The sequence below is a fragment of the Actinacidiphila alni genome (assembly GCF_900112845.1).
In the GTDB taxonomy this organism is placed as follows: domain Bacteria; phylum Actinomycetota; class Actinomycetes; order Streptomycetales; family Streptomycetaceae; genus Actinacidiphila; species Actinacidiphila alni.
Genome location: NZ_FONG01000027.1, coordinates 70,072 through 93,810, shown reverse-complemented (window position 1 = coordinate 93,810; position 23,739 = coordinate 70,072). Strand labels below are relative to the sequence as shown.

The 23,739-nt window shown below is 71.6% G+C and carries 24 protein-coding genes and 1 pseudogene; 4 read left to right on the top strand and 21 right to left on the bottom strand.

Going from position 1 to position 23,739, the window contains the following annotated elements; genetic code table 11:
* Positions 1-596: 596 nt before the first annotated feature.
* The 3 genes from BM076_RS31950 to BM076_RS31940 form a co-directional block, all read right to left on the bottom strand.
* Positions 597-1,727, bottom strand: coding sequence for an MAB_1171c family putative transporter (locus tag BM076_RS31950; protein ID WP_093717243.1), 1,131 nt, complete (start codon positions 1,725-1,727; stop codon positions 597-599).
* The gene (locus tag BM076_RS31945) at positions 1,720-2,091 is read right to left on the bottom strand and encodes a hypothetical protein (RefSeq protein ID WP_218160133.1); all 372 of its coding nucleotides are present in this window, start codon (positions 2,089-2,091) and stop codon (positions 1,720-1,722) included. Before BM076_RS31945 ends, BM076_RS31950 begins: the two co-directional genes overlap by 8 nt.
* Before the next feature lie 137 nt (positions 2,092-2,228).
* Entirely contained in the window at positions 2,229-2,666 is a 438-nt protein-coding gene (locus BM076_RS31940) for a helix-turn-helix domain-containing protein (protein ID WP_093717241.1), read from the bottom strand.
* 258 nt (positions 2,667-2,924) lie between these two features.
* Here BM076_RS31940 and BM076_RS31935 point away from each other — a divergent pair, with 258 nt between their 5' ends.
* Positions 2,925-3,380, top strand: a complete 456-nt coding sequence (locus BM076_RS31935; protein WP_143120696.1) for a hypothetical protein — start codon at positions 2,925-2,927, stop codon at positions 3,378-3,380.
* A gap of 220 nt (positions 3,381-3,600) precedes the next feature.
* The gene (locus BM076_RS36265; protein WP_143120695.1) at positions 3,601-4,011 is read left to right on the top strand and encodes a hypothetical protein; all 411 of its coding nucleotides are present in this window, start codon (positions 3,601-3,603) and stop codon (positions 4,009-4,011) included.
* A 237-nt stretch (positions 4,012-4,248) separates the two neighbouring features.
* Here the strand turns inward: BM076_RS36265 and BM076_RS31925 are convergent, their stop codons facing one another.
* Both BM076_RS31925 and BM076_RS31920 read right to left on the bottom strand, forming a co-directional pair.
* Positions 4,249-5,406, bottom strand: coding sequence for an epoxide hydrolase family protein (locus BM076_RS31925; protein ID WP_093717238.1), 1,158 nt, complete (start codon positions 5,404-5,406; stop codon positions 4,249-4,251).
* 51 nt (positions 5,407-5,457) lie between these two features.
* Entirely contained in the window at positions 5,458-6,216 is a 759-nt protein-coding gene (locus BM076_RS31920) for an SDR family NAD(P)-dependent oxidoreductase (protein WP_093717237.1), read from the bottom strand.
* A 122-nt stretch (positions 6,217-6,338) separates the two neighbouring features.
* Here BM076_RS31920 and BM076_RS31915 point away from each other — a divergent pair, with 122 nt between their 5' ends.
* Positions 6,339-6,902 (top strand): TetR/AcrR family transcriptional regulator, encoded by a 564-nt coding sequence (locus tag BM076_RS31915; protein WP_093717236.1) that lies wholly within the window; start codon positions 6,339-6,341, stop codon positions 6,900-6,902.
* Positions 6,903-7,096: 194 nt separating this feature from the next.
* Positions 7,097-9,122 (top strand): annotated as a pseudogene (locus tag BM076_RS38375) (transposase).
* 16 nt (positions 9,123-9,138) lie between these two features.
* On the opposite strand, the gene BM076_RS31900 reads toward BM076_RS38375, so the two are convergent.
* The 16 genes from BM076_RS31900 to BM076_RS31825 form a co-directional block, all read right to left on the bottom strand.
* Positions 9,139-9,714 carry a hypothetical protein gene (locus tag BM076_RS31900; protein WP_093717234.1) on the bottom strand — a complete coding sequence of 192 codons (576 nt, stop codon included), beginning with the start codon at positions 9,712-9,714 and terminating at the stop codon, positions 9,139-9,141.
* Complete coding sequence (locus BM076_RS31895; RefSeq protein WP_245796582.1) at positions 9,711-10,490, bottom strand: aldo/keto reductase; 780 nt, start codon at positions 10,488-10,490, stop codon at positions 9,711-9,713. The genes BM076_RS31900 and BM076_RS31895 overlap by 4 nt, the downstream gene beginning before the upstream one ends.
* Positions 10,487-11,077, bottom strand: a complete 591-nt coding sequence (locus tag BM076_RS31890) for an AAA family ATPase (RefSeq protein ID WP_093717233.1) — start codon at positions 11,075-11,077, stop codon at positions 10,487-10,489. Before BM076_RS31890 ends, BM076_RS31895 begins: the two co-directional genes overlap by 4 nt.
* Positions 11,071-11,673 (bottom strand): 3'-5' exonuclease, encoded by a 603-nt coding sequence (locus BM076_RS31885; RefSeq protein WP_093717232.1) that lies wholly within the window; start codon positions 11,671-11,673, stop codon positions 11,071-11,073. Before BM076_RS31885 ends, BM076_RS31890 begins: the two co-directional genes overlap by 7 nt.
* On the bottom strand, positions 11,670-12,890 hold the full coding sequence (locus tag BM076_RS31880) for a radical SAM protein (RefSeq protein WP_245796581.1): 1,221 nt from the start codon (positions 12,888-12,890) through the stop codon (positions 11,670-11,672). The genes BM076_RS31885 and BM076_RS31880 overlap by 4 nt, the downstream gene beginning before the upstream one ends.
* Positions 12,887-13,435: a nucleoside-diphosphate kinase gene (locus BM076_RS31875; protein WP_245796580.1), complete on the bottom strand. Its 549-nt coding sequence runs from the start codon at positions 13,433-13,435 to the stop codon at positions 12,887-12,889. Before BM076_RS31875 ends, BM076_RS31880 begins: the two co-directional genes overlap by 4 nt.
* Positions 13,432-14,466: a thymidylate synthase gene (locus BM076_RS31870; RefSeq protein WP_093717229.1), complete on the bottom strand. Its 1,035-nt coding sequence runs from the start codon at positions 14,464-14,466 to the stop codon at positions 13,432-13,434. Before BM076_RS31870 ends, BM076_RS31875 begins: the two co-directional genes overlap by 4 nt.
* Positions 14,467-14,519: 53 nt before the next feature.
* The gene (locus tag BM076_RS31865; protein WP_093717228.1) at positions 14,520-15,449 is read right to left on the bottom strand and encodes a hypothetical protein; all 930 of its coding nucleotides are present in this window, start codon (positions 15,447-15,449) and stop codon (positions 14,520-14,522) included.
* Complete coding sequence (locus BM076_RS31860; protein WP_093717227.1) at positions 15,446-15,979, bottom strand: helix-turn-helix transcriptional regulator; 534 nt, start codon at positions 15,977-15,979, stop codon at positions 15,446-15,448. The genes BM076_RS31865 and BM076_RS31860 overlap by 4 nt, the downstream gene beginning before the upstream one ends.
* Positions 15,976-16,206 carry a hypothetical protein gene (locus BM076_RS31855; RefSeq protein WP_093717226.1) on the bottom strand — a complete coding sequence of 77 codons (231 nt, stop codon included), beginning with the start codon at positions 16,204-16,206 and terminating at the stop codon, positions 15,976-15,978. The genes BM076_RS31860 and BM076_RS31855 overlap by 4 nt, the downstream gene beginning before the upstream one ends.
* A 162-nt stretch (positions 16,207-16,368) precedes the next feature.
* Positions 16,369-18,588, bottom strand: a complete 2,220-nt coding sequence (locus BM076_RS31850; protein ID WP_093717225.1) for a tetratricopeptide repeat protein — start codon at positions 18,586-18,588, stop codon at positions 16,369-16,371.
* The gene (locus tag BM076_RS31845; protein WP_093717224.1) at positions 18,585-19,325 is read right to left on the bottom strand and encodes a hypothetical protein; all 741 of its coding nucleotides are present in this window, start codon (positions 19,323-19,325) and stop codon (positions 18,585-18,587) included. The genes BM076_RS31850 and BM076_RS31845 overlap by 4 nt, the downstream gene beginning before the upstream one ends.
* Entirely contained in the window at positions 19,322-20,524 is a 1,203-nt protein-coding gene (locus BM076_RS31840; RefSeq protein ID WP_093717223.1) for a hypothetical protein, read from the bottom strand. The genes BM076_RS31845 and BM076_RS31840 overlap by 4 nt, the downstream gene beginning before the upstream one ends.
* Complete coding sequence (locus BM076_RS31835; RefSeq protein ID WP_093717222.1) at positions 20,521-21,672, bottom strand: hypothetical protein; 1,152 nt, start codon at positions 21,670-21,672, stop codon at positions 20,521-20,523. The genes BM076_RS31840 and BM076_RS31835 overlap by 4 nt, the downstream gene beginning before the upstream one ends.
* Before the next feature lie 348 nt (positions 21,673-22,020).
* On the bottom strand, positions 22,021-22,443 hold the full coding sequence (locus BM076_RS31830; RefSeq protein WP_093717221.1) for a hypothetical protein: 423 nt from the start codon (positions 22,441-22,443) through the stop codon (positions 22,021-22,023).
* Between the two features lie 69 nt (positions 22,444-22,512).
* Positions 22,513-23,736, bottom strand: a complete 1,224-nt coding sequence (locus BM076_RS31825; RefSeq protein ID WP_093717220.1) for an acyl-CoA dehydrogenase family protein — start codon at positions 23,734-23,736, stop codon at positions 22,513-22,515.
* Positions 23,737-23,739: the final 3 nt, after the last annotated feature.

The following is a 23,739-nucleotide window of genomic DNA, read 5'->3' as shown; positions in this document are numbered from 1 at the left end:
CCTGTTCTTTCACGACGTCCCTCCGGCCCTCGTGCGGTCTCGCGGTCCGCTCCCGCGCTCTGGACCGCGTCGGTCTCCGACTGCCGGCGGTATCCCTTGAGCGCCGCTGGACCGGACCGGTGTTCGGATCGCGGGCTCGCCGCCGCGGGCGCCGGCTCCTCCGCGGCGCCGGGTTCCGGGCGGGCGCGGACGGCGCCGGACAGCGGGCACTCCGCCCGTACGTAGAACCAGCCGTCGCGGCTCAGCACAGTCATCGAGCCGCCGACCGCAGCCATCCGTGCGGCGAGGTTGTCCAGGCCGGAGCCGCGCCGCCGCGCGCCCGCGGCCTCGGGATGGGCGGCCGGGACCGCGTAGTCGGGGTTCCGGCGGGCTGTCCGGCGGATTGGGCTGCGGCCGTCATTCGAGTGCGCCGCAGCCGAATCCGCCGCCGGAGCCGGACGAATTGAAATCGGAGCCCGAGTAGTCGACGCCGGTTCCGTCGAATCCCTGGGCCGGTCCGCCGATCCCACCGCACAGTAAGATCACTGCGTTCCGGCCTCTGCTCACCCTTCCGGAGCTGACTGGATGCGTTGTCACATTCGACGGCCATGCACAGTTCAGCGGCCACGCGGCCGGCGGCAGCCGTTCAGCCAGGCAAGTGTTCTTCCGACCGCCGAGCGGTGCCGGTCCAAGCGGGCGGGCGGCTCGATGCCGCGATAGGCGTCGGCGAGCCGGCAGAGGTACTCGGTGTCGCTGGCGAGATCGTGGCCGCCCACCGCGACGGTTTTAGCTGAACGCAGTGGTATGCCCTTTTCCCGGGAATGCAGGGCGGCGGCGATCTCGGCGGCTTCCCGCTGATCATCCTCAAGTCCGTCGGCGTCGTCACCGGCCGGGAGGTAGGGGCGTAACGCGAGCAGACCGTCGCGGATTTCGATCACTCGCCGGTACAACTGCAACCGCGTGACGAAGAGAGGGTTGCCCCCCAGCAGGCCCGGGGGTTCCAGTGCGATGGCGGGTTCGGCCCGGTAGAGGGCGAACCACAGCGGGCCGAGCCGCCGGTAGCGCCGGTACCGGCGCGTCCACTCGGCGACGGCCGGCACCGCGACACCGGCGAGCACCAACAGATGGGCGGCAGCGGGAAGTGCCTGGCTCATCAGGAAGCCTCTTCCCAGCGGGAAGCCGACGGGAGTTCGGGCGGAGATCGCGACGAGGGTCTTACTGGTCGTGTAGCAGGCCGCCGCGCCGATGCCGGTGACGACCAGGCCGAGACCGACGTGCAGTGTCCGGTCCGGCGTGTGCAGCGCGTCCCGCAGGCAGAGCTGCGCGATGACGGCGAACTCGGGCAGCTGCGCCACGGCGTAGGCGATGCAGTACTCCATGACCCATGGGGACTGCGGGTACAGGTTCGGCGTGAGAGCGAACAGGAGGCACATCACGGTACCGGCGAGGACCGTCCACGCCGTGTGCACGCGGGCGCGCGCGTTGTACCCGTGCAGCCGCAGCAGGATCTGGGCCCCGGCCCAGAGGGCGGCGAGCATGGAGAGGTGGCCGACGAGCCGTTCGATGCTGTGCAGACCCACCGCGCGCGTGAAGGTGATGACGCCAGGGGTCAGGGCCGTCTGTGAGACGGCCAGGCCGAGCACGCAGAGCCGTACGAGCCGTCGGCCGGGCGCCGGCCCCGGCCGCAGCCACAGGAGCATCCCCCAGGTGAGCAGGACCGGACCATAGTGGAGCACCACCTCACCCACCGTTGCCACCGTTCTCCAGGGCGGACCGGAGGCGATCGGCGGCGGAGTCATTGTCATCGTGACGCGCCGGGCGGACGTGCTGGGCGAGCAGTGACGCCAGGAACTCCGCCTCCTGCTCCTCGACGCTGGAGTAGCCGGTACGGCCCAGTACCCGGCGGATCATGTCCGGGTCGAGCTTGGGCAGCAGGAGCCGGGCTTGCTCGGCGGGGCTGAGTGTGGCGGGGTAGTGGTCGCACAGCATGTGACCGATCTCGTGCAGCACGATGTGGTTCTGGTGCGGCGCGGTCGTGTGCTGTTCGTAAGCGATCAGATCAGCGGTGTCGGTCGCAATCCACAACCCGCACACGTCGAACAGGTCGGGCACGGGCAGCCGCCGGATCGGCCGCCCGCGCCGTGCGCTCAGTTCAGCGCACAGGGTCGGGACATCGAAGGGATCCGGAAGTCCTAAGTCCCGGAGCACCTCGGCGCAGCGCCGCCGCACCTTTCGCCGACGCGGCCCGATCATCGGTCCGGGTCGTCCGAGAGGTCCGGCAGTCCTTCGAGTTCGCGGACGCGCTCGACGAGATCGCTGATCGTTTCGAGGCTCTTCGCCGACAACCCTCGCGCGCGCAGGGCGATCTGCAGTACCGGCGCGCCGCGCAGCGCGCTGAGCAGTGCGAGCTCGGCGTCGATGCGCTCGGCCTCGGCGTCGTCGAAGAAATATGCCGCGGGGACGCCGAAGAACGTGGCGAGTGCTTCCAGGTGACGTTTGGTCGGGTTGTCACGAAGGCCCTTGCGCAGCTGCCACAGGTAGGTCGAGGAGATGGTGGGACCGCCCTGAGCCCTGATCGCTTCGGCGACCTCGTCGAACGTGTACTCGTCGCCGTCGGCCGGACGCACCACGCTGAACAAGTGGTCGAGCTTGGCCGCCAGCGCGCCTCTGGCGATGTCGCCTGTCATGGGGGCATGGTACTCGGGGCACACGCGGAAAACTGATGTGAAGAGAAGTCGGCAATTCTCATCCACACCAGTTGACGGGCTCGGTGGTGCCCGTTACGGTCATGCCCGTCCCGCAGATCCACGGCGACGGCAGGGGGAACGGACGCCTGCGGATCGCTGTGGGCCCCGGGCCGATACGGGGGCGCCCGGGGCCCACAGCCGTACGACCGCCCCCGTGATGTCCTTCCCGTTTACTCGAAGAGACTGGGAGTGGTGGTCATGGTGAGGTTGCAGGACACGCCAAAGGTGAAGAGCCGCACGAGGAAGGTCGGCCAGACCGTGACCGCAGTCGCGGCGGTTGCCGGGGCGATGGTCCTCGCAGCACCGCCCGCCTCCGCCGCCTCCGCCGCCGTCGATCTTCGGTATACGGCGAGCTACTACGTAGGCACGGCCAGCTGGTCCAACCGGTCGGTCACCATCGACGCATCATCGTTCAAGGCCACCGGGTGTCGGCGAGTCTACGCGGCCGCGTGGGCGGGCAGCACCCGGCTGGACTTCAGGAGCACCAGCACATGGTGCAACAGATCCGGGCCGGCGGACTTCCACCTCACAGCGGACGTCGTCGGCGGGTCCGACAACATCTGGGTCTACATGACCGATACGGACCCGGATCACCACCTCGTAGAACAGACCTGCTACCGCAGCTCCGGCGTCTGCTTCGACGGCTTGCTGTAGCGCCAGGGCCCGGCCCACGGTGGACGCGTAAGGCCGACGCGTCCACCGCGGGCCGGGGCGCGGGGGCATCGAGAACAGGCTCCCCTGTGCGCGACGCTCCGAGTCAGCGGTTCTCGAACTCTTCGACGGCTTCCCGGATTACCTTCGCCTGCCGCACCGCTTCCCGCGTGCCCGCCATTCCACAACGCACGCACGATTTCCCTCACCTTCAGGAGATCTTATGCGTTTCAAGCGAATCAGCGCGTCGCTCATGGGCGCCGCCGCGGTGACTGTACTTGCCGTGGGCCCCAGCTCAGCGGCGGACCCTACCCGCTTTGCCATCTCTTCCGGTTCAGGTGCCCACTCGGCATCGGGCAGCCTGACCTGGCTCAACCGCTCTGTGGGAGTTCAAGGAAGCGTGACTGACGTCGGTGGCGCCGGAACAAAGGTGAATTTCCTCGCGTGGGCCGGCGGCTCTCTCGTCGACGATCAGTACCGGCCTACCGGGGGAATACCTGCGGTCAACGAGACCGTGAGCTATAACTTCACCCTCGACGGATCCGCGTACGCAGGCGGAATCACAGAGGTAGACGTCTACATCTACGATGCCCACGCCAACCTGTGGTCCGGCCCCAAGGTGTACAACCGGTAACTTCAGGCTACCGATGGCGGTTCCGCCGCGACGCCTGGTAGCGCCGCCATCTCCTGCGAGGTCGCCGCCGGCTCCTGCCGGCCGCGCTGGTCCCGTCCGTGTCACCCTCGATTTTCAACCCTCCAGCCACCGCGCGCTCAAACGCTGGTGCAACCAAGCCGCCGCCGACCTCGGCTGAGGCGCTGGTGGATACCGTCGCATTCCTACCGGCCGAAGTAGCCGTCTCGGCTGCGGCCCTCATGCCGGGGCATGGGCGAATGCTGCGCGGATCTCCGCGCAGAAGGAGTCGGGCACTTCGAGCATCGGGAAGTGCCCGCCGCGCTCGGCAACGCTCCAGTAACGCAGGTCGCGGTAGCGTGCCTCGACCCAGGAGCGGGGCAGCTTTTGAAGGTCGCGCGGGAAGACCGTCACGGCCGCCGGCACCGTCACGGGTGTGTTCACGTCCGACATGCCCAGACCGCGGAAGCTCTCCCAGTACAGCCGGGCTGCTGAAGCACCGGTGCGGGTGAACCAGTACAGCGAGACGTCGTCGAGGATGCGGTCCCGGGAGACCGCCTCCTCGGGGTTGTCCTCCGAGTCGGAGAACTCGAAGAATTTCTCGGCGATCCAGGCGAGCTGGGCGGTCGGCGAGTCCACGAGCGCGTACCCGATCGTCTGCGGACGTGTGGACTGCTGGAGCGCGTAGCCGCGTCCTGACCGTCCGAACTCGGCGTACTCCTCAAGCCAGCGCTTCTCGGTGGGCGTGAGTGTGGTGTCGTCGAACCTGTCGGGGCGCGGGGCCCATGGCACGGTGGTGTGCATCATGGCAACCCGCTCGGGGTGGCGCACGGCGATCGTGATCGTGACCATGGCGCCCCAGTCCCCGCCCTGGACGAGGAACCGGTCGTAGCCGAGCCGTGCCATCAGCGCGGACCAGGCGTCGGCGATGCGGTCGATGCCCCACCCCGCGTCGGCTGGCTTCTGGGAGTGGCCGAATCCGGGCAGGGACGGGATGACGAGGTGGAAGGCGGGCTTGCCGTCACCCGGCTCGGTCAGCGCGTCGATCACGTCGAGGGATTCGACGACCGATCCCGGCCACCCGTGCGTGATCAGCAGGGGGCGGGCGTCCGGCCGCGAGGACCGGACGTGGAGGAAGTGGATACCGAGCCCATCGATGACCGTGTGCGACTGTCCGCGCGAGGCCAGCTCACTTTCCAGGCGCCGCCAGTCGTACTCGTCGCGCCAGTGGCGGATGAGCTCGGTGAGGTAGTCGAGCGGAATGCCCTGCTCCCAGCCGGGTGCTGTCGCCTCTTCGGGAAGCCGGACTCGGCTGAGGCGTTCTCGCAGGTCAGCGATCTCGTGATCCGGCACAACAGGCCGGAATGGGATGATCTCCGTAGTCTGCGGGTCATTCATGGGCTGTTCCCTTCTCGGTCGGTTCGATGTGGTCTCGCGCTGCAGAGGGCCTTAGCCGGTGACCGGGCGTATCGGAAGAACGGTGCCGGACAGGTGAACCGACACGTCGCTGCACAGGAAACGCACGAAGGGAACGATGTCTTCGGGCTGGCCGAGACGTCCGCCCGGGTACGCCGACGCGACCCGCTCGGCATAGCCGCCTTCGACCGTGCCGCGCATGCCCGGGGTGTCGGTCAGCCCCGGGGCCAGGGCCACGGTCCTGATGCCCTGGTCGGCGAGCTCACGGTGAGCGACGTTCGCAAGCAAATTGAGGCCGGCCTTCGATGCCCCGTACGGCGCGAGTCCCAGGCCCGCCTGGACTCCGATCATGCTGCTCATGTAGATGATCCGGCCTCCTCCGCCGCGGATCATGACCGGCGCGAATGCCTTCGTGACGATGAATCCCGCAACGAGATTCGTGTCCAGGACGCGGCGCACATCGCTGATGTCGGCATTGAGCAGCCGCAGCTTCTCCGTGGGGAGCATCAGTCCCGCGTTACTGACCAGGGCATCGATCCGCCCCCACCTGTCGTCGATCGCGCGGACCGCACTGGCGACGGCCACCTCGTCCGTGACGTCGCACGCGAGGGCCAGCGGCTTCTCCGCGCCCGGCACGCTCCGCTCGATCTCGCGAGCGGTCGCTTCGAGAGCCCCGCCGTCGCGCTCCAGAAGCGCGATACGGGCGCCTGCCGCCGCCAGTCCCAGGCCGAGCGCACGCCCGAGCCCCCGGCCGGCTCCGGTAATGGCGATGACCTTCTGATTCACATCCATGTTCAGATTATCCAACCAACTAGTCGGTTGGTATTGACCGTAACAACCCTGGCCAGGCAAGTCAAAGGTCTAAGACGTTTCAGACGGGTCAACCGTTCGGTTGCTAGTGGTACGCTCGCCACATGGCACGTGACACACGGGAGACCCGTCAGCGACTGCTGGACGCCGCGAGGACGGAGTTCGCCGAACACGGCCTTGAGGGCGCGCGGGTGGATCGCATCGCCAAAGCCGCAGGGGTGAGCAAAGAGCGGATCTACGGCCACTTCGGCAACAAGGAACAGCTCTTCGAAGCGGTACTCTCGGCCGCGCTGGCCGAGGCGGCAGAACTCAAGCCGGGAGCCGACCTCACCGATCCCGCCGCCTATGCGGCCGCGACATTCGACTTCCACCGCGCGAACCCACAATTGATCCGGCTCATGATGTGGGAATCGCTGCAGCGGCAACGCCTCACACCCGAGGCGGCGGCACAGCGCGCGCGCTTCTACACCGAAGAGGCCCAGCGCCTCGGGGCACCCGGCCTGGACAACGAGAACGCCCGTTTCATTCTCTATGGAATCCTGGCACTGGCGACATGGGTGCAAGCGCTGCCCATCGCCAGTTCGATGGTGTTCGGGGGCGCCCCCGACCCGGAAGACCTGCGGGAACGGATCGAGAAGGCCGTCACCGCCCTCGCCGAACCCCGTTAGACTTGTCGTTTGACGGCCGGCGTCGAACGCGTCTCGAACTTGATCAGAATGTTCGCAGTTCAGCGGACATGTAGGCGACGTCCGTCTGATCCTGTGCTCCGTCACAGAGTGGATCAGCGCGAAGGCCGTGGTCGTGGGTTTGGCGTATAAGGGCGTCCTGCGGGAGGCGTTCGCGGAAGGATCTCCAGTCGGATTTGTATAGATGCCTGACCGCGCGAGACGATGCGTTGTTCGAGTTGTACGACGCGCTGTCGTGCACGGACGGGCCGGTGCGGTCGCTGGTTGACCTCGCTCTGGCGCCGGAGCACCGCCGGGGCCACGGGGCCCTCTACGCTGGCCTGAACCGTGGCGGGCTCGATGTGGCCCGTCTGCGGCGGGCCCTCGCCGGGGTGCCGCTGCCGCGGGCGGCTGGTCCTGGCGGTTGGCGTCTCGCCGTGGCTGCGTCCCAACGCCGGCTCGGTACCGGACCGGTCGTTCTGCCACACCTACGGTCGGGGCAACGCCAAGCATCAGATGCTGCCCGGCTGGCCGTACTCGGTCGTCGTCGCCCTGGAGACCGGCCGCACCTCCTGGTCCGCGCTCCTGGACGCGGTCCGGCTCGCCCCCGGCGCGGACCTTGCCGCAGTCACCGCCTGCCAGGTCCGCGAGGTGGTTGAACGGCTCATCGCCGCAGGCCAGTGGACCGAAAGTGATCCGGACGTGCTGGTCGTGCTCGATGCCGGCTACGACGCCTCACGCATCGCGCACCTGCTGTCCGGCCAGCCGGTGGAAGTCCTGGGCCGGGCCCGGTCGGACCGGGTGATGCGCCGCCCGGCACCCTCGCGGGAGGAGTTCTTCCGGGCCCACCCCAAGGGCGGCCGGATGCCCAAGCACGGCGGGGAGTTCGTCTTCGGCGGCCCCGCCACCTGGGGCGAGGAACAGGCCGTCACGTTCACCGGCACCCGCCTCTACGGCAAGGCCACGTCCCAGGCGTGGGACCGGCTGCACCCCTGGCTGACCCAGCGGGCTGCCTGGCTGGACCACGACGGCCCGCTGCCGGTCATCGAGGGCACCGTCATCCGCCTGACAGTCGAGCACCTGCCGTCCAGCGGGGTGAACAAGCAGGTCTGGCTGTGGTGGTCCCGCACCAGCGCCACCCCGGCCGATGTCGACCACTGCTGGCAGGCATTCCTCCGGCGCTTCGACACCGAGCACACCTTCCGCATGCTCAAGCAGATCCTCGGTTGGACCCGGCCCCGCGTGCGCGACTCCGCAGCCGCTGACCGCTGGACGTGGCTGATCATCGCCGCCCACACCGAGCTACGCCTCGCCGGCCCCCTCGCCACCGACCTGCGCCGACGTTGGGAGAAGCTGGCGCCGCCACACAAACTCACCCCCGCGGGCGTCCGGTTCCGGCCGCCTGTCCACGGGGGTGTCCTATCCGTCGCAGCGCAGCAGGACTGCGACGGTGGCGTCGTCACGGTAACCGGCCGCATTCGCGCAGGCGGCTGCAACCAGCGCGTCGGCGAGCGTCGGCGGGTTGCCTCCGTGCTCCGCGCACAGCCGCGACCACACCTCCGGCTTGACCTGGTCCGAAACGCCGTCCGAGCACAGGACGATCAGCCGGACCGCTGCAGGAATCTGCGCCTGCATACACGTGGCCGCGGACGCCTCGGTAAGCCCGAGCCGCACGAAGTCGTCGTACGCCTCCGGGATCCGAGGAAGGGGCGCGCCGATGCGGGTGCGCAGGTACTCGCCCATCGTCTGATCCGTTGTCCACAGGGTGAGGCCGCCGGCCGCGGACCACCCGTACGCCCGGCAGTCGCCGATCCACACCAGGACAGTGGGCGAGTCCGGTCCGATACGGGCGTAGACGGCGGACAGATGAGGCGGTTCGTCGTAGGCGCGCGCCATCTGCCCAGCGGTCATCAGCGCGGGCACACCGCCGAGGGTGTTCCCGATGTGGGTGATGACGGCGGGCGCGATTCCCGCGTACCGCACGGTGGCCGGGCGGTGCCCGGCGCCGTCGACGACGGCCGCGCTGACCGTGCCGTGGGTGCGCTGGACGTCGTGCCCGTCGGCGCAGGGCGGTTCGGTGCCTGGACGCTGCGCGGTGCCGATTTTCACGTATTCGGTCATGTGGCTCCTCGTTGTGGACGTGCAGTTCCCGCCGCGGCGCGGCCCGGGACGGAGGATGGTGGATCGGCCGTGCCCGCTGCCTCGTTTGTCGACAGGCCCTGATGTTGCTGGTCGTTGGCTACGTTCCGGTGTGGAGTGCCGCGGCGGCCCGCAGCGTTGGCGGTTGGCGAGGGCGAGGAAGCGCGTCGTGTTTCGGTTCGCTGTGCGGGGGCGTGTCCGGCGCGGATCGCATGCCGTTGTCGAGGCGGTGGGTCTGGCCGGTGGCGAGTGCGTCGAGCGCGGCTTCGAGGCGCAGCCGTCCTCGTGGGTGAAGCACGGTGAGGGCCTCGGAGAGGGAGAGGATGCGGGGGTGGGCGCGGGCGTCGCTCGGGCGCAGTGCCGCCGCGTGATCCTCGGTGAGCGGGGTGGTGGCCAGGATGTGGACGTGGATATCCCTGCGGCGCATCTGCGTGGTGTCGATGACCAGCTCGCGGAGGTCCGGCAGGCCGGGGCCGTCGCTGAGCATGGTGTCGGCGGCGGCTTCGGCGGGTGTCGTGTGTGGGGGAACGGGGCCGCCGGGCAGGATGAACCGGCCGGGGGCGCCGAGGTGTTGGTTGAGGATGATGCGGCCGTGGCCGACCTCGATCAGCACGGCGGCCCAGTGGATGGGCGGGCGCCATTTCACGTAGGGCGCCGCGGGATCGGGCGCGGTCACAGGGCTACCTGCGTGGTCACGGAGGTGACGAGCTGCCGCAGGTGTTCCACGGCGCTGGTGCCGGGAATGGGCGCGAGGTGGTCGCCGGTCTTCATCAGCCAGCGCAGCGCGTCCCCGGGCCCGGACCCGGCTGCCAGTGCTCCGGCGTTCAGCGGCCGGTACGGCACGTAGGGGATCCCGAGGGCGCGGGTCAGGTCAAGGACCGGGTCGTGGGGGTGGGCGGTGTTGAGGACGTTCTGGACGGCGGCGACGGTGATGTGCCGGCGCGCTTCGACGATGGTGCCGGTGGTGACCTTCGACAGGCCGATGTGCCCGATCTTCCCTTCGTCCTGGAGGTCTTTGAGGGTGCCGAGCTGGTCGGCGAGCGGGTATGCGGGGACGACGCGGTGGAGGTAGCACAGGTCGAGGCGGTCCATGGCGAGGCGGCGGAGGCTGGATTCGACGCTGGCGCGCAGGTAGGCGGGGTCTCCGAGCGGCGTCCAGGCGCCGGGGGCGGGGCGGATCATTCCGACCTTGGTGGCGATGAGTACCTGTCCGGGGTACGGGTACAGAGCCCAGCTGATCAGGTGTTCGGCGGCGTGGGGTCCGTAGGCGTCGGCGGTGTCGATGTGGGTGATGCCGTGGGTGTGGACGGCTTCACGAATCAGGCCGACGGCGTGGTGCGGTTCGCGCGGCATGCCCCAGGTGCCGGGTCCGGTCAGCCGCATGGTGCCAAGTCCGAGGCGGGAGACGGTTTTTCCGGCGATCGTGATGGTGCCGCCGGGGGCGGTGCTCACGCCGGGACCGCGCTGAGGGCGAGGCGGACGGCGACGCGGATCGCGGCGTCCTGCCGGTGCGGGGTGCCGGGGACGCGGACGTGGCGGGTTCCGGTGTCGGCGAGGTGGCGGTGGACGTGGGTGTCGACCAGGGCACGATAGCGGGCGTCGTAGCCGTGTCCGGCGACCGGGGGGACCGCGGGGTCGGGGACGGTGGCCAGCAGCAGGTCGTATTTCGCGGCCTGGGCGGCAAGGAGCGTGAGCCGCTTGACGTCGGCGGTGTCGGAAGGTTCGTCCCGGTATTCCAGGGCGGCGGTGTAGTAGGCGAGGGCGTCGATGACGGCCCGGTCGGCGAGGATCACCCGGGCGCCGGCTGCGGCGAGGCGGATCTCGTCGGCGATGGTCTGCGCCATGATCCACTCGGTGGAGGCTGCGGTGTGGTGCTCCATTTTCGGCAGGCCGAGTGCGGCGGCCCGCTTGGCGAGACCGCCGGTGCGCGCGACGGTGACGCCCTGGGCGCGGAGTTCCATTTCGACGCGCCGCAGCAGGACGGTCTTGCCGGTGGAGTGCGTGCCGGTCACGCCGATGCGGACGGGGGTGTTCACCATAGGGTCGGGTCCTGTTCTGGTTGGGGTGCGCCGGGAAGATTCGGCGGCACGGCGGCGGCGACGAGCTGGTCCCAGGCCGGGTAGCGGCTGGCGAGGGCGGTGAGGATCTGGGCGGTGGCGTACGCGTCGTAGGTGGCGCGGTGCCGCTGGGCGGGTGCGAGGGTGAGGTCGGGCTTCAGGTGGTCGATGAGCGCGTCGAGGTTGTGGGCGGGAAGGCCGGGGACGGTGACCCTGGCCAGGCGGAGGGTGTCCAGGACACCGGCCGGCTGCCAGCCGGGCAGGTGCGCGGACAGCACCCGGTAGTCGGTGTGGGCGTTGTGCGCGCAGATCCACGCGGTGCCCAGCAGCCGGTGGACATCGGCGGCCACCTCGGTCCAGGCGGGGGCGTTTTCGAGGACCTTGTTGGTCAGGCCGTGCACCTGGGCCGCGAACGGTGTGACGGGCCTGGGCGGGCGGATCAGCCACGCGCCCGCGGCCGCGGTCTCGGGTTGTCCCTTGCGCACGGGGAGGGCGGCGACCTCGACCAGGTCCGGCGGGTTGGTGCCGTTGCCTTCGACATCGACGACGAGCAGGGGCGGCCAGGTGCTGAAGTTCATGCTGCTGATGGTCCGTTCGGGCCGGGCCAGCCGATCGGTGCGCGGCCGTGCTGGCGGTGGTGGTGGGGTTTGCTGCGGTCGTGGCACTGGTAGCCGTAGCCGTGCTGGAGGAAGTAGCGCGGCGGCTCGTCCAGGCCCTCCACGATGATGGCGCGGTCGGTGACCTCCACCTCGCCCACCGCGCCGAGCGCGCGCGCCTGCCGGGTGACCTCGGCGGGATCGGGCCGGACCCACGCCTGCCCGCACCGTTCGACCTGCTCCTCCGGGCAGATGTCGCACAGTTCCCGGATGCCGAAGTGCCCGTTGTAGTCCGCTTCCCCGTGGGCGTACGCCACCGCGCAGGAGGTCTTGCGGAACAGGGCTCCCCAGGGGGCGCCCTGCTGGGGGGTGTCGTGGAAGTGGTCGAGGATCCGCTGCTCGGACTGTTCGGGAAGGATCTTGCGCCGGGCGGTGTCGCCGTACGGTTCGGGCAGCCCGTGGGCCTGGTAGTAGTCGGCGATCTCCTGCCGGTAGAACAGGCCGGTGAACACCGTCGCGTGCGCGTGAGCCGACAGCTGTCGGGCGCGGCGGAGGTGGGTGTCGGAGTCGTTGAGGCCGGGGACGATGGGCCGCCAGTACAGCACGGTGCGGTACCGCTCGGCGTGCTCGTACAGGGTGCGCAGGCTGGCGGCGGCGATCGTGGAGTCGACCGGTTCGATGGCCGGGTTGTCGATGCCGGAGTGCGTGACGAGCACCGTGACCCGCAGGCTGGACAGTGGGTTGAGGACTTCACAGTCCTCGGGGGTGACGCGCCACCGGGTGATGATCAGGACGTGGTTGGTCAGGCCCTGGCCGTCCAGTGCGCGCAGGACCGCGAACAGGTGCGGTTTGACGACGGGCAGCATGGGGTCGGTGGCCCGGTTCAGGAGCTGGATCGGCGTGGTGTGCGGCCGGAAGTACCGGTGGCCGGTGAGCGCGAGGACGGCGTCCTCGTCGCTCATCAGCCGCCGCGGCGTCTTCATGCCGAAGTTGTCGAACAGGTGGCGTACGCAGTATCCGCATTCGAGCGGGCAGCCCACGATCCAGTTCAGCGACAGCCCGGACTTGCGGTACTCCACCGGGTCGGCGAGCGACGGCTTCAGTTCGGTGGTCTGCTGCCTGCTCAGGATGGGCAGCGGCCGGCGGGAACCTGTCAGGGGTGTGGACATACGGTCCTCCAGGGCAAGGGCAGTGGTCATCGGGCGGGCGTAGTGCGAGAGCGGGGGAGGAGCAGGCCGCGGTGCGCGGCGCCGTACCAGGTGCCGAAATCGCGGCGGGCGGCGTGCGCGTCGTCGGAGGTGTGCACGAGGTTGCGGATCAGGCGCTGTTCGGTGAGCGCGGCGGCCAGGGAGTCTTGGCCGAGGTCTGCGCGGATCGTGCCGGGCTTGGCCTTGGCGGGGTCGAAGTGGCCCAGCAGGTCGCGGAGGCGCTGGTGGATGCCCGGTGCTCCGTGGGCGAGGGCGACGGTGACGGTGCGTCCGGCGTACTCCGCCTCCAGGCAGGCGGGGATGTCGCGGCCGGGGAAGCGGCCGTCGTCGACCAGCAGGTCCCAGTAGTGGACGTGGATCTGCCACGGCAGCACCCGTACGTCGCGCCGTCCGGTCAGGCGCACACCGGCCGGGGCGAGCCGGGCCAGCACAGTGCCGGCCAGACCGCGTTCGACGGCGTCGGGCTTGCACAGCACGACCGACCAGCACTCCCAGTCAGGTCCGGTCAGGGCGCTTCGCGCCGGCTCGGCGGTCACCGCCGGTCCCCGGCGGTGGAGGTGGTAGGTGTGCAGGCCGGCCAGCGCTGTTCGACCAGCCACCGCAGCCCCGGGTCGAGCGCGCCCAGGACGTCGGTGCTGACGTGGTCGGTGCGCTCGTGCTGGATCTGCCGGTAGATCTCGAACAGCAGCAGCGGCTGCTGCCAGTAGACGTCCAGCCCGGTGGCGGCGATGTCGGCGGCGGTGCAGCGCAGTTGGTCCGTCCGCAGCAACTCCTCGTACCGAAGGACGGTGTCGAGGGTGGCGGTGTCGGTCGCGGCCGGCATCGTCGGGAACGCGAACTGCGCCGGGTGCGAGGGGACCGTTGCCGCCTCGTCCAGGACGCGGCGGACGCGGTCGGCGTTGCGGTCGCAGATGTGCGCCGAGCCGATGTGGTGGGTGTAGGTGCCCAGTTCGAGGCCGAGCCGGACGGCGGCGTACTCCTGGATCATCGTGAAAGAGAACACGTCGGACAGCAGCCCGCAGTCCAGGTCGTTGGCCCGCATGTAGCAGACCATGTGCAGCCGGCCCTGCCGCGGCAGCAGGTGCAGTCCCGCCAGACACGCCATGTCGGGGTTGTCGGGGTCGTTGAGTTCTCCGGCGGTGAAGACCGGGATGTACGCGCGCTTGGTGTCGGCCTCGGTGCGCAGCAGGTCCATGGCCCGGTCGAACGGGGACACCGACGCTCCGGGGGCCGGTTGGAAGATCGTGTGCCCGTACGCGGAGCCGCCGAGATGGATGCCGTCGGCTGACCCGGACCGCATGGACGGGGCGTAATAGCCGATCATGTCCAGGTCCCGGCGCCCGGCCAGATACCAGAGGGTCTCGGCGTAGTGGAAGACCGGGTTGGCCTTCCGCGCCGCGAGGTAGGGCAGCCGCTGGCGAGGGTCGGGGAGCCGGAAGCTCGCGCCGATGATCTCGGCGGCGTCGTTGCCGCGCGCGGAGATGCGGAAATCGGGATCGTCCGACACGCGGGTGAGCAGGCCGACGTAGGCGGCGTGGAGGTCGGGATAGGTCGTAGGGCTCGGCATGGCATCTCCAAAACGGGAGCGGACCGGAACAGGTCGGTGGGCTCGGCGGCTGTTCAGGACAGGCGGTTGGCGTACGCGCCGATGCGGGCGTTCCATGTCTCGGGGCGGTCGAGTTCGTCGTCTACAGGCAGGAGTTGGGGGTCGGTCCAGACGGTGTTCCACCGGGTGGTGCCGAGGTAGGCGATGGTCTGTCGGACGAAGGCGACTTCGGCGTGGGTGCCGATGGCGGGCCGGGTGCGGGCGGTACGGGCGCGCCGTTGTTGAGCCGTTTCGCGCTCGGGCATCGGCGTTCCGCGTCGCTGGTGCGCCCGCACGGCCGCGGCGGTGTCCCGCACGTGGAGGGAGCGTTCGCGCAGGACGGCGCGCCGGGAGACCGTACGGATCCCGGCGCCGAGGGCGCGCGGACCGAAGATCTCCTCGGTGACGTGGGCTTCGGCCCAGTCCGCGTGTCCCTCGAAGACGGCGACGAGCCCGTTGACGCGCTCGATTACCGGGTTCGGCCGGATCGCGATCGGGATCGGCACGACCCGGCCGGCGCTGAGCCGGATCTGGAAATGGTGGACGGCCTCGTGGATCACGAAACGCTCGAAAGCGACGCCTGCGGCGGCCAGACCGGTGTGGTGCATCGCCTGCGGGACGATCAGGGTCTGCGGCAGGCCCTCGCCGGAGGTGAGCGTCACCCCGTTCAGGAGCGGCCAGTACCACCGCGTGAAGGTGCGCTTCTGCCGGAGTTCTTCCCTGACCTCTGCCTTCTCCTGGATGGTTGCGGGGGCCTCGGTGAAGTTGAGATCGAGCTGGCGGGCGGCGTAGTCCCGGTATGCCCGCCGCCACGTGCGGGGGGTGACGAGACGGACCTCGCCGGTGGGCTCGGGGAGTTCGGTGATCTTGGCGATCGGCGGGAGTGCGGTGGCGAGGACGGTTTCGGCGCGGCCGGCGAGCTGGTGGCCGGCGGGTCCGGCGTCGTTGTGCACGGTGATGGTCATCGCGGCGCTCCCGGAGGGCAGGTGGTGGTGGGCTGGCCGTCGGCTGGGTCGGGCTGGGCCGGAGGCTGCGGGCGCGTCGGCAGGGCCGTTCCGGCGGTGATGTGGCGGTTTGCCCAGCCGAGGTGGACGGCGTGGGCGCGGGAGTCGGCGCCGAGCAGTTGGCGCAGGTTGCGGATGTGGAGTTTTGCTGTGCTCAGGCCGATGCCGTCGGTGGTGCTGATCTGCTGGTAGCTCTGGCCGTCGGCGAGTTGGAGCAGGAGGCGCTGTTGCTGTTCCGTCAGGTTCGGCGGCGGGGCGGCCGGCCGCGGGGGGAGGGGAAGGTTGCCGGAGCGGTAGGCCAGGTCCAGGACCTGGGCGACGTGGCCGTCGGCGCCGACGCGTGGGCGCACCCGGCGTATCGCGGCGCGGACCGTGGTGGTCACGCCGAGTTCGGCTGCGATGGACGCGCAGCGCAGCCCGTCGGCCAGCCGCGTCATGACGGTGACGTCCAGGGGGCGCAGTGCCGGTGTCCCGGCGGCGTGTGCAGTCATGCCGTGCTCCGGGTCGGGCGTGCCGGGGATATCGGAGGTGTCTTCCGGTCGATCGGGTGCGGCTGGTATGCCCCGGCGGGGACGGTGGTGATGGTGATCACCGGTACGGCGATGCGGCCGGTGGGCAGGGCGACGGCGACGGTTCCGACGCGGCCGGCGGGGTAGCGGCGGCGCGGTATCAGGAGCGTCTCGGGCCGGCGCGGCACCGTGATCGTGGAGGTCTTCAAGGGCGGCGGGTCCTGTTCGTGACGGGAGGTCGGATCTCAGCGGAAGGGACGGGGGACCGGTTCGGCTGCCGGTGGCGCGACGCGTGACCGTGGCGCGGTGGCTGCCGGGGAGTTCCTCATGGGCGGGGATGTCTGGGGGAGCGGCGCGTTCTCCTGTGTGGGTCACTGGCCCGCTCCGAGTCGGGCGATGGCGGTTTGCAGGCGGTGGGTGTCGCGGGTGGCGTGCAGGTCCCGGTAGGCGGCAAGGGCGGTCCGGTAGTGGGTGAGGGCCTGGTCGGTCCGGCCCTGGGCTTCGGCGGTTTCACCGAGGAACTCCTGGATGTGGGCGGGCCAGTGGGCCGAGCCGCTTTGCGTGAGTTGCTGGGCGGCGGCGCGCAGCCACGTCTCGGAGTCCGTGTAGCGGCCGGCCTGGCGGTGGGCGCGGCCGAGGTAGGCCATGGCGCGGGCGGCCTCGTACCGCTCGCCGAGGGCGGTCAGGTCGCGGAGCGCCTGGCCGAGCTGGTCGCGTGCCCCGTTGTGGTCGCCGGTGCCGCTGGCGGCGTTGCCGAGCAGGATGCGGGTGAGGGCGGCGCCGCGCGGGTCGCCCACCGCGCTCCGGGCGGCCAGCGCTTCGCGCAGGAGAGGGACGGCCTGCACGGGGCGGCCGGCCTCCAGGTGGATGGCCCCGGCCTCGTGGGCGGCCTGGCCGAGATCCCGTGGGTCGCCGGCCGCGTCGGCGCTCGCACGGGCCTCGTCGGCGAGTCTGATGGCGCTGGGGTAGTCGCCCGCATGGCGCAGGCGTCCGGCGGCGGTGGTCAGCATCCGGCGGGCGGCGGTGCCGTTGCCGTCGGCGCGGGCGGCCGGGAGTCCGGTGCCGAGCAGCAGGGTGACCGCGTCGGCGGGGCGGCGGAGTTTGATGACGGGCCAGACGGCGTCGACCAGTTGCCAGGCGAGGTCGGGCCGGCGCAGCGCGGAGGCGGCGTGGGCGGCGGCGGTCAGGTCCGGCCAGCGCACCTCCAGCCAGTCAGTAACGGCGCGGCCGGCGGCGGCGGTGTCCTCCTGGCCGGGATCGGGCAGGACGAACGGGGACACGTAAGTGGGCGGGACGGGGACCCGTTCCAGCCTGCGGTGACAGGGCGTCAGGAAACTCTCGGCGTCGGTGGCCGCCGCGAGCAGCCACTGTGCCCAGCACAGGACGGCGTCGTCCCGGTCGGCCTGGCCCAGGCCGTGTTCGGCGGTGGCACGGGCGTGCTCGCGCACCGGGTCGGGGAATCGGTACACGCCGCCGGGCGTGTAACGGCCGGCGTCCTGGGGCGGGCCGGCGGGGCGGGCGCTTTGGAGGAGGCCGGCCTGGTCGAGGCTGGTCAGGACCCAGTTCGCCTGGGCGGGTGTCAGGTCGCACGCGGCGGCGACGGTGCCGGTGTCCAGGATCGTGGCGGGCAGGGCCCCGAGCCGCTGATACGCGGTACGGGTCAGTTCGGGCAGAACCTGGTAGGTGCTGCTGATGCTCATCTGGACGGCGTGCTCCTGATCGTGTTCGGGGTCGTACGGGCCCGGCCGCGCCGAGGCTTGGGCCCGGCCGCCGCCGTTGGCGGTGAGGCGGTCGGCGAGCCGTTGAAGGGGGAGTGCGGGGTTCAGGGTGTGCTGGGCGGCCACGGTGTGCAGCGCGAGCGGCATCCCGGCGCAGGCGTGTGCGATCCGGCCGGCGGCGGCGCGGTCGGCCGTGCTGGTGCGGCGGGTGCGGCGGACCAGCAGGTCGACGGCCGCCCGCTGCGGGAGCGGGCCGAGGCGGCGGATCTCGGCGCCGTCGACGACCAGTCCGTCCAGGCGGGTGCGGCTGGTGACCACGACCCGGGCGGCCGGCCCGCCGGGAATCAGCGGCCGGACCTGCGCGATGCGCCGCCCGGCGGTGACGGTCCGCCACATCGCGGCCAGCCCGTCGGCCGTCGAGGGAACGTGAGTGCCGGCCACGCCGAGGTCGGCCAGGAACCGGGCCAGCGCCGCCACGGGCGTGACGGGGTCGGCGGCGTTGTGTCCGCGCAGGTCGACATACAGGTGCGGCTCGTCGCCTGTCGCGGGGAGCGTGCGGAGGAACCGTGACGCGAGGGCGGTTTTCCCGGCGCCGCCGGGCCCCCACACCACGGCGACGGTCACCTCGTCCCGGTTGTGCCCGCAGGCGCGGTGGAGCCAGGCGAGGTCCTCGCGCCGGTCGACCCACAGGGGGGCGGCGGCCGGGAGCTGGCGGGGCACCGGCGGTACGGCGGGCGCGGCGGGGTGCAAATGGAGGCCGCTGATCGTCCCGGCCTGGACAACCGGGCCGTAGGCGGTGCCGCCGTCCATGGCGTTCGACACCGGCGGGGTGGTGGGCGGGGTGTCCGGTCCGGGCCGGAGGGTGCCGCTCACCGCGCCCGCCTGTGGCCGGCCCCGGCGGTGGGGGCCGGTGTCGGGTCGAGTGCGGCGAGTTCGTGGTTGAGGTCGACTTCGGTGACGCCGTGGAGCTGGACCGCGTACTGGGCGGCGAGCGTCATGAACCGGGCCTGGCGTGTGTACGGGACGGGCACGTGCTGCAGTGGTTTCGGCAGGTCGACGGCCGTGACGCCGAGCAGGCCGGTGACCTGGTAGACGGTGCCGTGAACGCCGAACGGCCTGGCCTCCAGGGCGCGCAGGGCGGTGAAGCCACCGTGGCGGGCGCCGTGCCGGCAGCGGTCGGCCGCTTCGGCGGCGTGCTCCAGGCACAGCGGTGGCTGGGAGGTGATCGTGCCTTCCGGCCAGCGGGGTTTGGCCCGGCTCGCGGGGCCTGCCACGTCGAGGAACAGGGTGCCCCGCTCGGTCCGGCTGGGCTGCCCGGTGCAGTAGTGGCACAGCAGCTCTCGCATGCACTGGCGTTGCCGGGCGGCGTGGTTGTGTTTCCACTGCGGTTTGCCGGTCGGCCACCCGTCGGGTCCGCGGTTCTGGGTGTCGCGGGTGAGCAGCACGCCGTGGAGTCCGCGGTCGGCGTCGGTCTCGTCGTCGTAGGCGAGGCGCAGGCCGCGCGGCCCGGGGCGCAGTGCGAGGTCCCGGTCGGAGACGTCCCGCTCCCCGTCGCGCAGGGTGATGTAGGGGATGCCGGACCGGTTGGGGCCGGTGGGGGCCGCGGTCACTGCACGTGTCCCTTGCTAAGCAGCGGCTCCCCGGCCCGGCCGGCGGGCACCGGGGCGGCCGGGCGGGAGGGCTGCGGGAGGCGCTGGACGTAGCCGGCCAGGAGGTCGGCGTCGGTCTGCGGGTGCCGGGTGAGGGTGAGGGACTGGCGGGTCAGCCGGTTGAGGGCGGCCAGCAGCCGGCCGGTGTCCTCCTGGTCGGCGGCGTGGGGGCCGGTCACGCCGAGGGGATCACCCGGCGGGGGGCCGGGGGGCAGCAGGTCGGTGACGTTGACGGTGCGCCGGGTGCCGGCCATGGCGGGGAGGCCGCCGGGGCTGTGGCCGGGGAAGATCAGGGCGGCGGCGGTGCCGTGATGGGTGTGCTGGATGGACAGCCAGTAGCGCAGGACGTCCGGCCACAGGCTGACGGTCAGGTCTGCGTCGCGGGTGCCGGGCTGCGGGGCGGGCCCGGTGCCGCGCAGGATGCCGGCGGCGCGCGGGTCGCTGGCGGGGTGGAGATCCTGGCCCTCGGCGAGATGGTGCCGGACGAGTTCGTGCCAGCCGGTGATCGTCAGCAGGCCGAGGCTGACGGTGACGGGTGTGGGCCAGGGCCGGGTGGTGACGGTGCCGTCCGGCTCAGGGCGGGCGAGGACCAGTTCGGGGCTCTGCACGCCCAGCGCCACGGAATAGGCGCCGAGATACAGGGTGGCGGTGGTGGTGCCGCGCCGGCGCGGGCCGACGATGACGGCGGCGGCGTCGCCCCAGGTCACCGACGACGCACGCAGCAGCCGGAATCCGGCGGCTTCCATACGGGCGCGGACCAGGTCGCCGGTCATGCGCACGGCCGCAGTTGCCGCGGCGGTGGCCGTGCGGGCGGTGACGGTGACGTCCGTCCCGCGCACCTCGTAGACGGTGCCCGAGCCCGATTCCACGGCGATGACACCGTCGGCGGTGGTGGTGTGGCGCAGGATCCGCCGGCCGTCGCTGTGCTCCCGGGCGGCCGGGTCCGCGGTGACGGCGCGGGCGAGGTGGGCCGCCTGCGTCCGGTCGACGACGACGGTCAGGTGCGCGGCCGGAGCGGTCCGCTCCTCCGGATCCAGCGGATTCCACCACATGTGGAACATCCGCCGCAGCGCGGCGGCGACCGGACGCTGCGTGGTGGTGATCGTGACGCGGGCGCCGGCCGGGCCGTAGACCACCGGCGCAAGGGGCGGGGTCGTCATCGGGACTCCAGATCGGCGGTGAGGGCGGACAGCATGTCCGCGGTGGCGGCGACGTCGGTGGTGAGGACGGCGTCGAAGCGGGGCAGCGCATTGAGCAGCGCCAGGGCGGCCGGCCGGTCCTCGGCGCGCGGCGCCGTCGTGGTGAACGCGGCCCGCAGGCCGAGGAGATCGTTGCCGGGGGCGGCGAGGTCGGTGACATCGACCGGGCGGCCCCCGGACCGTAGGGACGGGGCGGGCGCGGAGTAGTCGAAACGGGGCACGACCACCGCGCCGGCCCTGGCCTGCGGGGCGAGGCCGATGCCGAACCAGTCCCGCAGCTGGTAGGGGTGGAGGAGCGCGGGGAGTTCCGGGCCGCCGCGGAACTCGTCCATGGCGGCGCGCCGGTTGAGGTGGAAGGCGTTGTCGACGCGCTGGTCCTGCCGGTGGTGCAACTCCTCGCCGCCCAGCACCCGTTCTTGGACCGTGGCGTACAGGCCGAGCGCGTCGAGAGCGGGCAGGCCGATCGCGGCGGGCCCGGCCCACGGCAGCAGGCTCACGGTGCCGTCGCGCTCGGCGCGGGCGAAGACCTTGCCGGTGGACAGCACCGCGAGCCCGCTCTGGCGGGCGAGCAGCAGCGCCGTAATGGTGGCGACCGCCTGGCCCGGCACCGCGATGAGCAGGGCCCGCCCGCCACGGGCGACCGCCGCCCCGTAAAGCAGCACGAAACCGGCGGCCTCCAGCCGGGCCCGGACGATCTCCCGCGCGACACGGGCGGCGGCGACGCGTACACCGTGAACGTCTATTCCGGTGACGCCGACCCCGTGGCCGGTGACGCGGTAGGCGACCGCGGGGTCGGAGGCGACAGCGAGCACCGTCCCGTCGTGGTCGCGCAGGATGTGCGTGCGCGACCGCGCGTAGACGCCCGTGGTGGAGCCCCGGTGCAGCACCGAGTTGGCGATCCGCCCGTACGCGGCCGGGTCCACGTCGGCGCGGACGACCGGGCCGGGCCTGCTCCCGGCCCCACCATGAACGGTGCCGGTGTCGGTCCAGACGCCCAGGTGCCGGGCGATCCACGCGGTGATCGCGGGATTGCCGGATGCGACGGTGAGTCGGGCCGGGGCGGGGCCGACGCCGGCGGAGGCCGGGCCGGTGGCGGGGTCGGTGGTCATCGGATCCTCGTGAGTCGCGGAGAAAGTGGGCGGTGGCGGGGTAGGTCGGGGTCCGGGCAGGACGGTCTGGTAGCGGCACGGACGGTGTTCCGGTCGGCGACGGAGATGACCGTGGGCGGCGGCGGTGTTCTCGGGGGCGCCGGTGCGGGGCGGGCTTCAAGCGGGCGGCTCGGCGGCCGGTACAAAAGCGGGCCGGAGGGGGTGGTGCTGGTGGGCGGCGCGGCCGGTCCGCCGTCGGTTGGTGCCGACTGCGGGCCGGCCGGGGGCCGTGCGGCGGGGTGAGGTGTCACGTGGAGGTGCTCTTTCCGGTGTCCGGGGCGGGTGCGGCCGGGGGGTCGGGGCGGCGGGTCAGGCGGAGCCGGCCGGCTGGGAGCACGGGCGTCCGGAGGCTTCGAGCGAGCGCAGAACGGGGGCGCGCTCCAGGAGCGGGCGGCCGGCGTCGATGGCGGTGAGCAGGTCCGACAGCGGTATTCCGTCGGGGAGGAGCATGCGGGGGATGCCGTCGGAGCCGATACGGACGCGTGGTGCGTGGTCGGCGGGCTGTGTGGGCTGCTTCGGGATGATCTCGACGTGCATGCCGCATGCGAAGCCGCATTCCTCAAGGCTCCGTACGGCGTGGTGGCGTGCCGGGCTGGGGCCGGTCAGGACCAGGTGGCGGACTCCGGCGTCGGCTGCGGTGCGTACGGTGCTCAGCCAGTCGAGCACTCTCATCTCGCCTCCGGAGAGGTCGAGTTCGAGGACGGGCGTGGACAGCAGCGCGTTGAGAGTCATGGAGGTGTCCTTCGGCGGATACACGGTGAAGGGGTGGTTGCGGCGGCCGGGTCTGCGGGCGTGGGCTGGTCAGGCGGCCGGTGCGGAGCGGACGTCGGGATGGGTGTGCGCGGTGCCGGGGAAGCGGGCCGACCATTGCGGGTGGGTGACGCCGGAGGCGGTTTCGCCGAGCCGCAGGAGCTGGATGTCGCCGGTCCCGGCGGGCGGGAACATGTGGAGGGCGTCGCGGACGTAGCGCTGGACGGGGTGTTCGGTGAGCAGTCCGGCGGCGGCCCATATGTTCATGGCGGTGCGCGCGGAGTCCTGGAGGAGTTCGGTGGTGACGTGCTTGGCGTTGATCAGGTCGTCGTCGCAGGGCCGGCCGGCGTCCAGGAGGCGGACGGCGTGGTAGGCCAGGGTGCGGGCGGTCAGCAGGTGGGACCGCAGTTCGCCGAGCTTGGCCCGGATCGTGGGGAGTTTCGCCAGCGGCTTGCCGTAGCGGGTGCGGGAGCGGGCGAATTCCGTGGTGGTGTCGTAGATCGCCTGGTGGAGGCCGAGCGCGACCGCGGTCAGGTTGGGCCGCCCGTACAGGGTGCTGGAGGAGTAGGCGACGGCCAGGCCGTCGCCCGGCTCGCCGATCATGTTGGCGGCCGGCACGCGGCATTCGTCCAGGACGAGTTCTCCGAAGGAGAATCCGTGCAGGCCGAGCGCGGGACGGTGGGGCGACACCGTCAGGCCGGTGCGCCCGGATTCCACCAGGAACGCCGTCAGTCCCTTGCTGCCCTTGCCGGTGCGGACGACCACGCCGTGGACGTCGCCGATGGCGCTGTTGCCGACGAAGACCTTGCGTCCGGTCAGGACGTAGTCGCGCCCCTTCCTGCGGCCGGTGGCCTGCATGCCCAGGACGTGTCCACCGCTGCCGGGCTCGGTGACCGCGATGGTGGGCAGGACCGTGCCGTCCGCGATCCGCGGCAGCCACTCGCGCTGCTGCTCGACGGTGCCGAAGTGGATGATCTTGGCCAGGCCGAGCTGGGACGCCTGGGCGGCGGCTCCCATGGCGGCGCTGACCCGCGAGATCTCCTCGACGATCACGGTCTTGGCCTCGTGGCCGGCGCCCATGCCGCCGTAGGCGGGGTCGATCGTGGCGCCGATCCAGCCCTGGGCGGCGATCAGCCGGGGCAGATCGTGCTCCACCGTCTGGTCCTGTTCGAGGCGGGTGACGTGCGGGGCGATCCAGGTGCGGGCGAAGTCCCGTACGACGCTGCGGAGACGCTCGTGCGGGTCGGCGGGGTGTGCTGTGACGGCTGCGGTCACCGG

Excerpts from the sequence above, each read along its gene's own strand:
- BM076_RS31860 (WP_093717227.1), bottom strand. The coding sequence starts at position 15,979 with ATGACTGCACACGCCGCCGGGACACCGGCACTGCGCCCCCTGGACGTC.
- BM076_RS31935 (WP_143120696.1), top strand. The coding sequence starts at position 2,925 with ATGGTGAGGTTGCAGGACACGCCAAAGGTGAAGAGCCGCACGAGGAAG.
- BM076_RS31880 (WP_245796581.1), bottom strand. The coding sequence starts at position 12,890 with ATGACCACTGCCCTTGCCCTGGAGGACCGTATGTCCACACCCCTGACA.
- BM076_RS31925 (WP_093717238.1), bottom strand. The coding sequence starts at position 5,406 with ATGAATGACCCGCAGACTACGGAGATCATCCCATTCCGGCCTGTTGTG.
- BM076_RS31835 (WP_093717222.1), bottom strand. The coding sequence starts at position 21,672 with ATGACCACCGACCCCGCCACCGGCCCGGCCTCCGCCGGCGTCGGCCCC.
- BM076_RS36265 (WP_143120695.1), top strand. The coding sequence starts at position 3,601 with ATGCGTTTCAAGCGAATCAGCGCGTCGCTCATGGGCGCCGCCGCGGTG.
- BM076_RS31870 (WP_093717229.1), bottom strand. The coding sequence starts at position 14,466 with ATGCCGAGCCCTACGACCTATCCCGACCTCCACGCCGCCTACGTCGGC.
- BM076_RS31830 (WP_093717221.1), bottom strand. The coding sequence starts at position 22,443 with ATGACTCTCAACGCGCTGCTGTCCACGCCCGTCCTCGAACTCGACCTC.
- BM076_RS31885 (WP_093717232.1), bottom strand. The coding sequence starts at position 11,673 with ATGAACTTCAGCACCTGGCCGCCCCTGCTCGTCGTCGATGTCGAAGGC.
- BM076_RS31920 (WP_093717237.1), bottom strand. The coding sequence starts at position 6,216 with ATGGATGTGAATCAGAAGGTCATCGCCATTACCGGAGCCGGCCGGGGG.
- BM076_RS31840 (WP_093717223.1), bottom strand. The coding sequence starts at position 20,524 with ATGACGACCCCGCCCCTTGCGCCGGTGGTCTACGGCCCGGCCGGCGCC.
- BM076_RS31890 (WP_093717233.1), bottom strand. The coding sequence starts at position 11,077 with ATGGTGAACACCCCCGTCCGCATCGGCGTGACCGGCACGCACTCCACC.
- BM076_RS31865 (WP_093717228.1), bottom strand. The coding sequence starts at position 15,449 with ATGACCATCACCGTGCACAACGACGCCGGACCCGCCGGCCACCAGCTC.
- BM076_RS31915 (WP_093717236.1), top strand. The coding sequence starts at position 6,339 with ATGGCACGTGACACACGGGAGACCCGTCAGCGACTGCTGGACGCCGCG.
- BM076_RS31940 (WP_093717241.1), bottom strand. The coding sequence starts at position 2,666 with ATGACAGGCGACATCGCCAGAGGCGCGCTGGCGGCCAAGCTCGACCAC.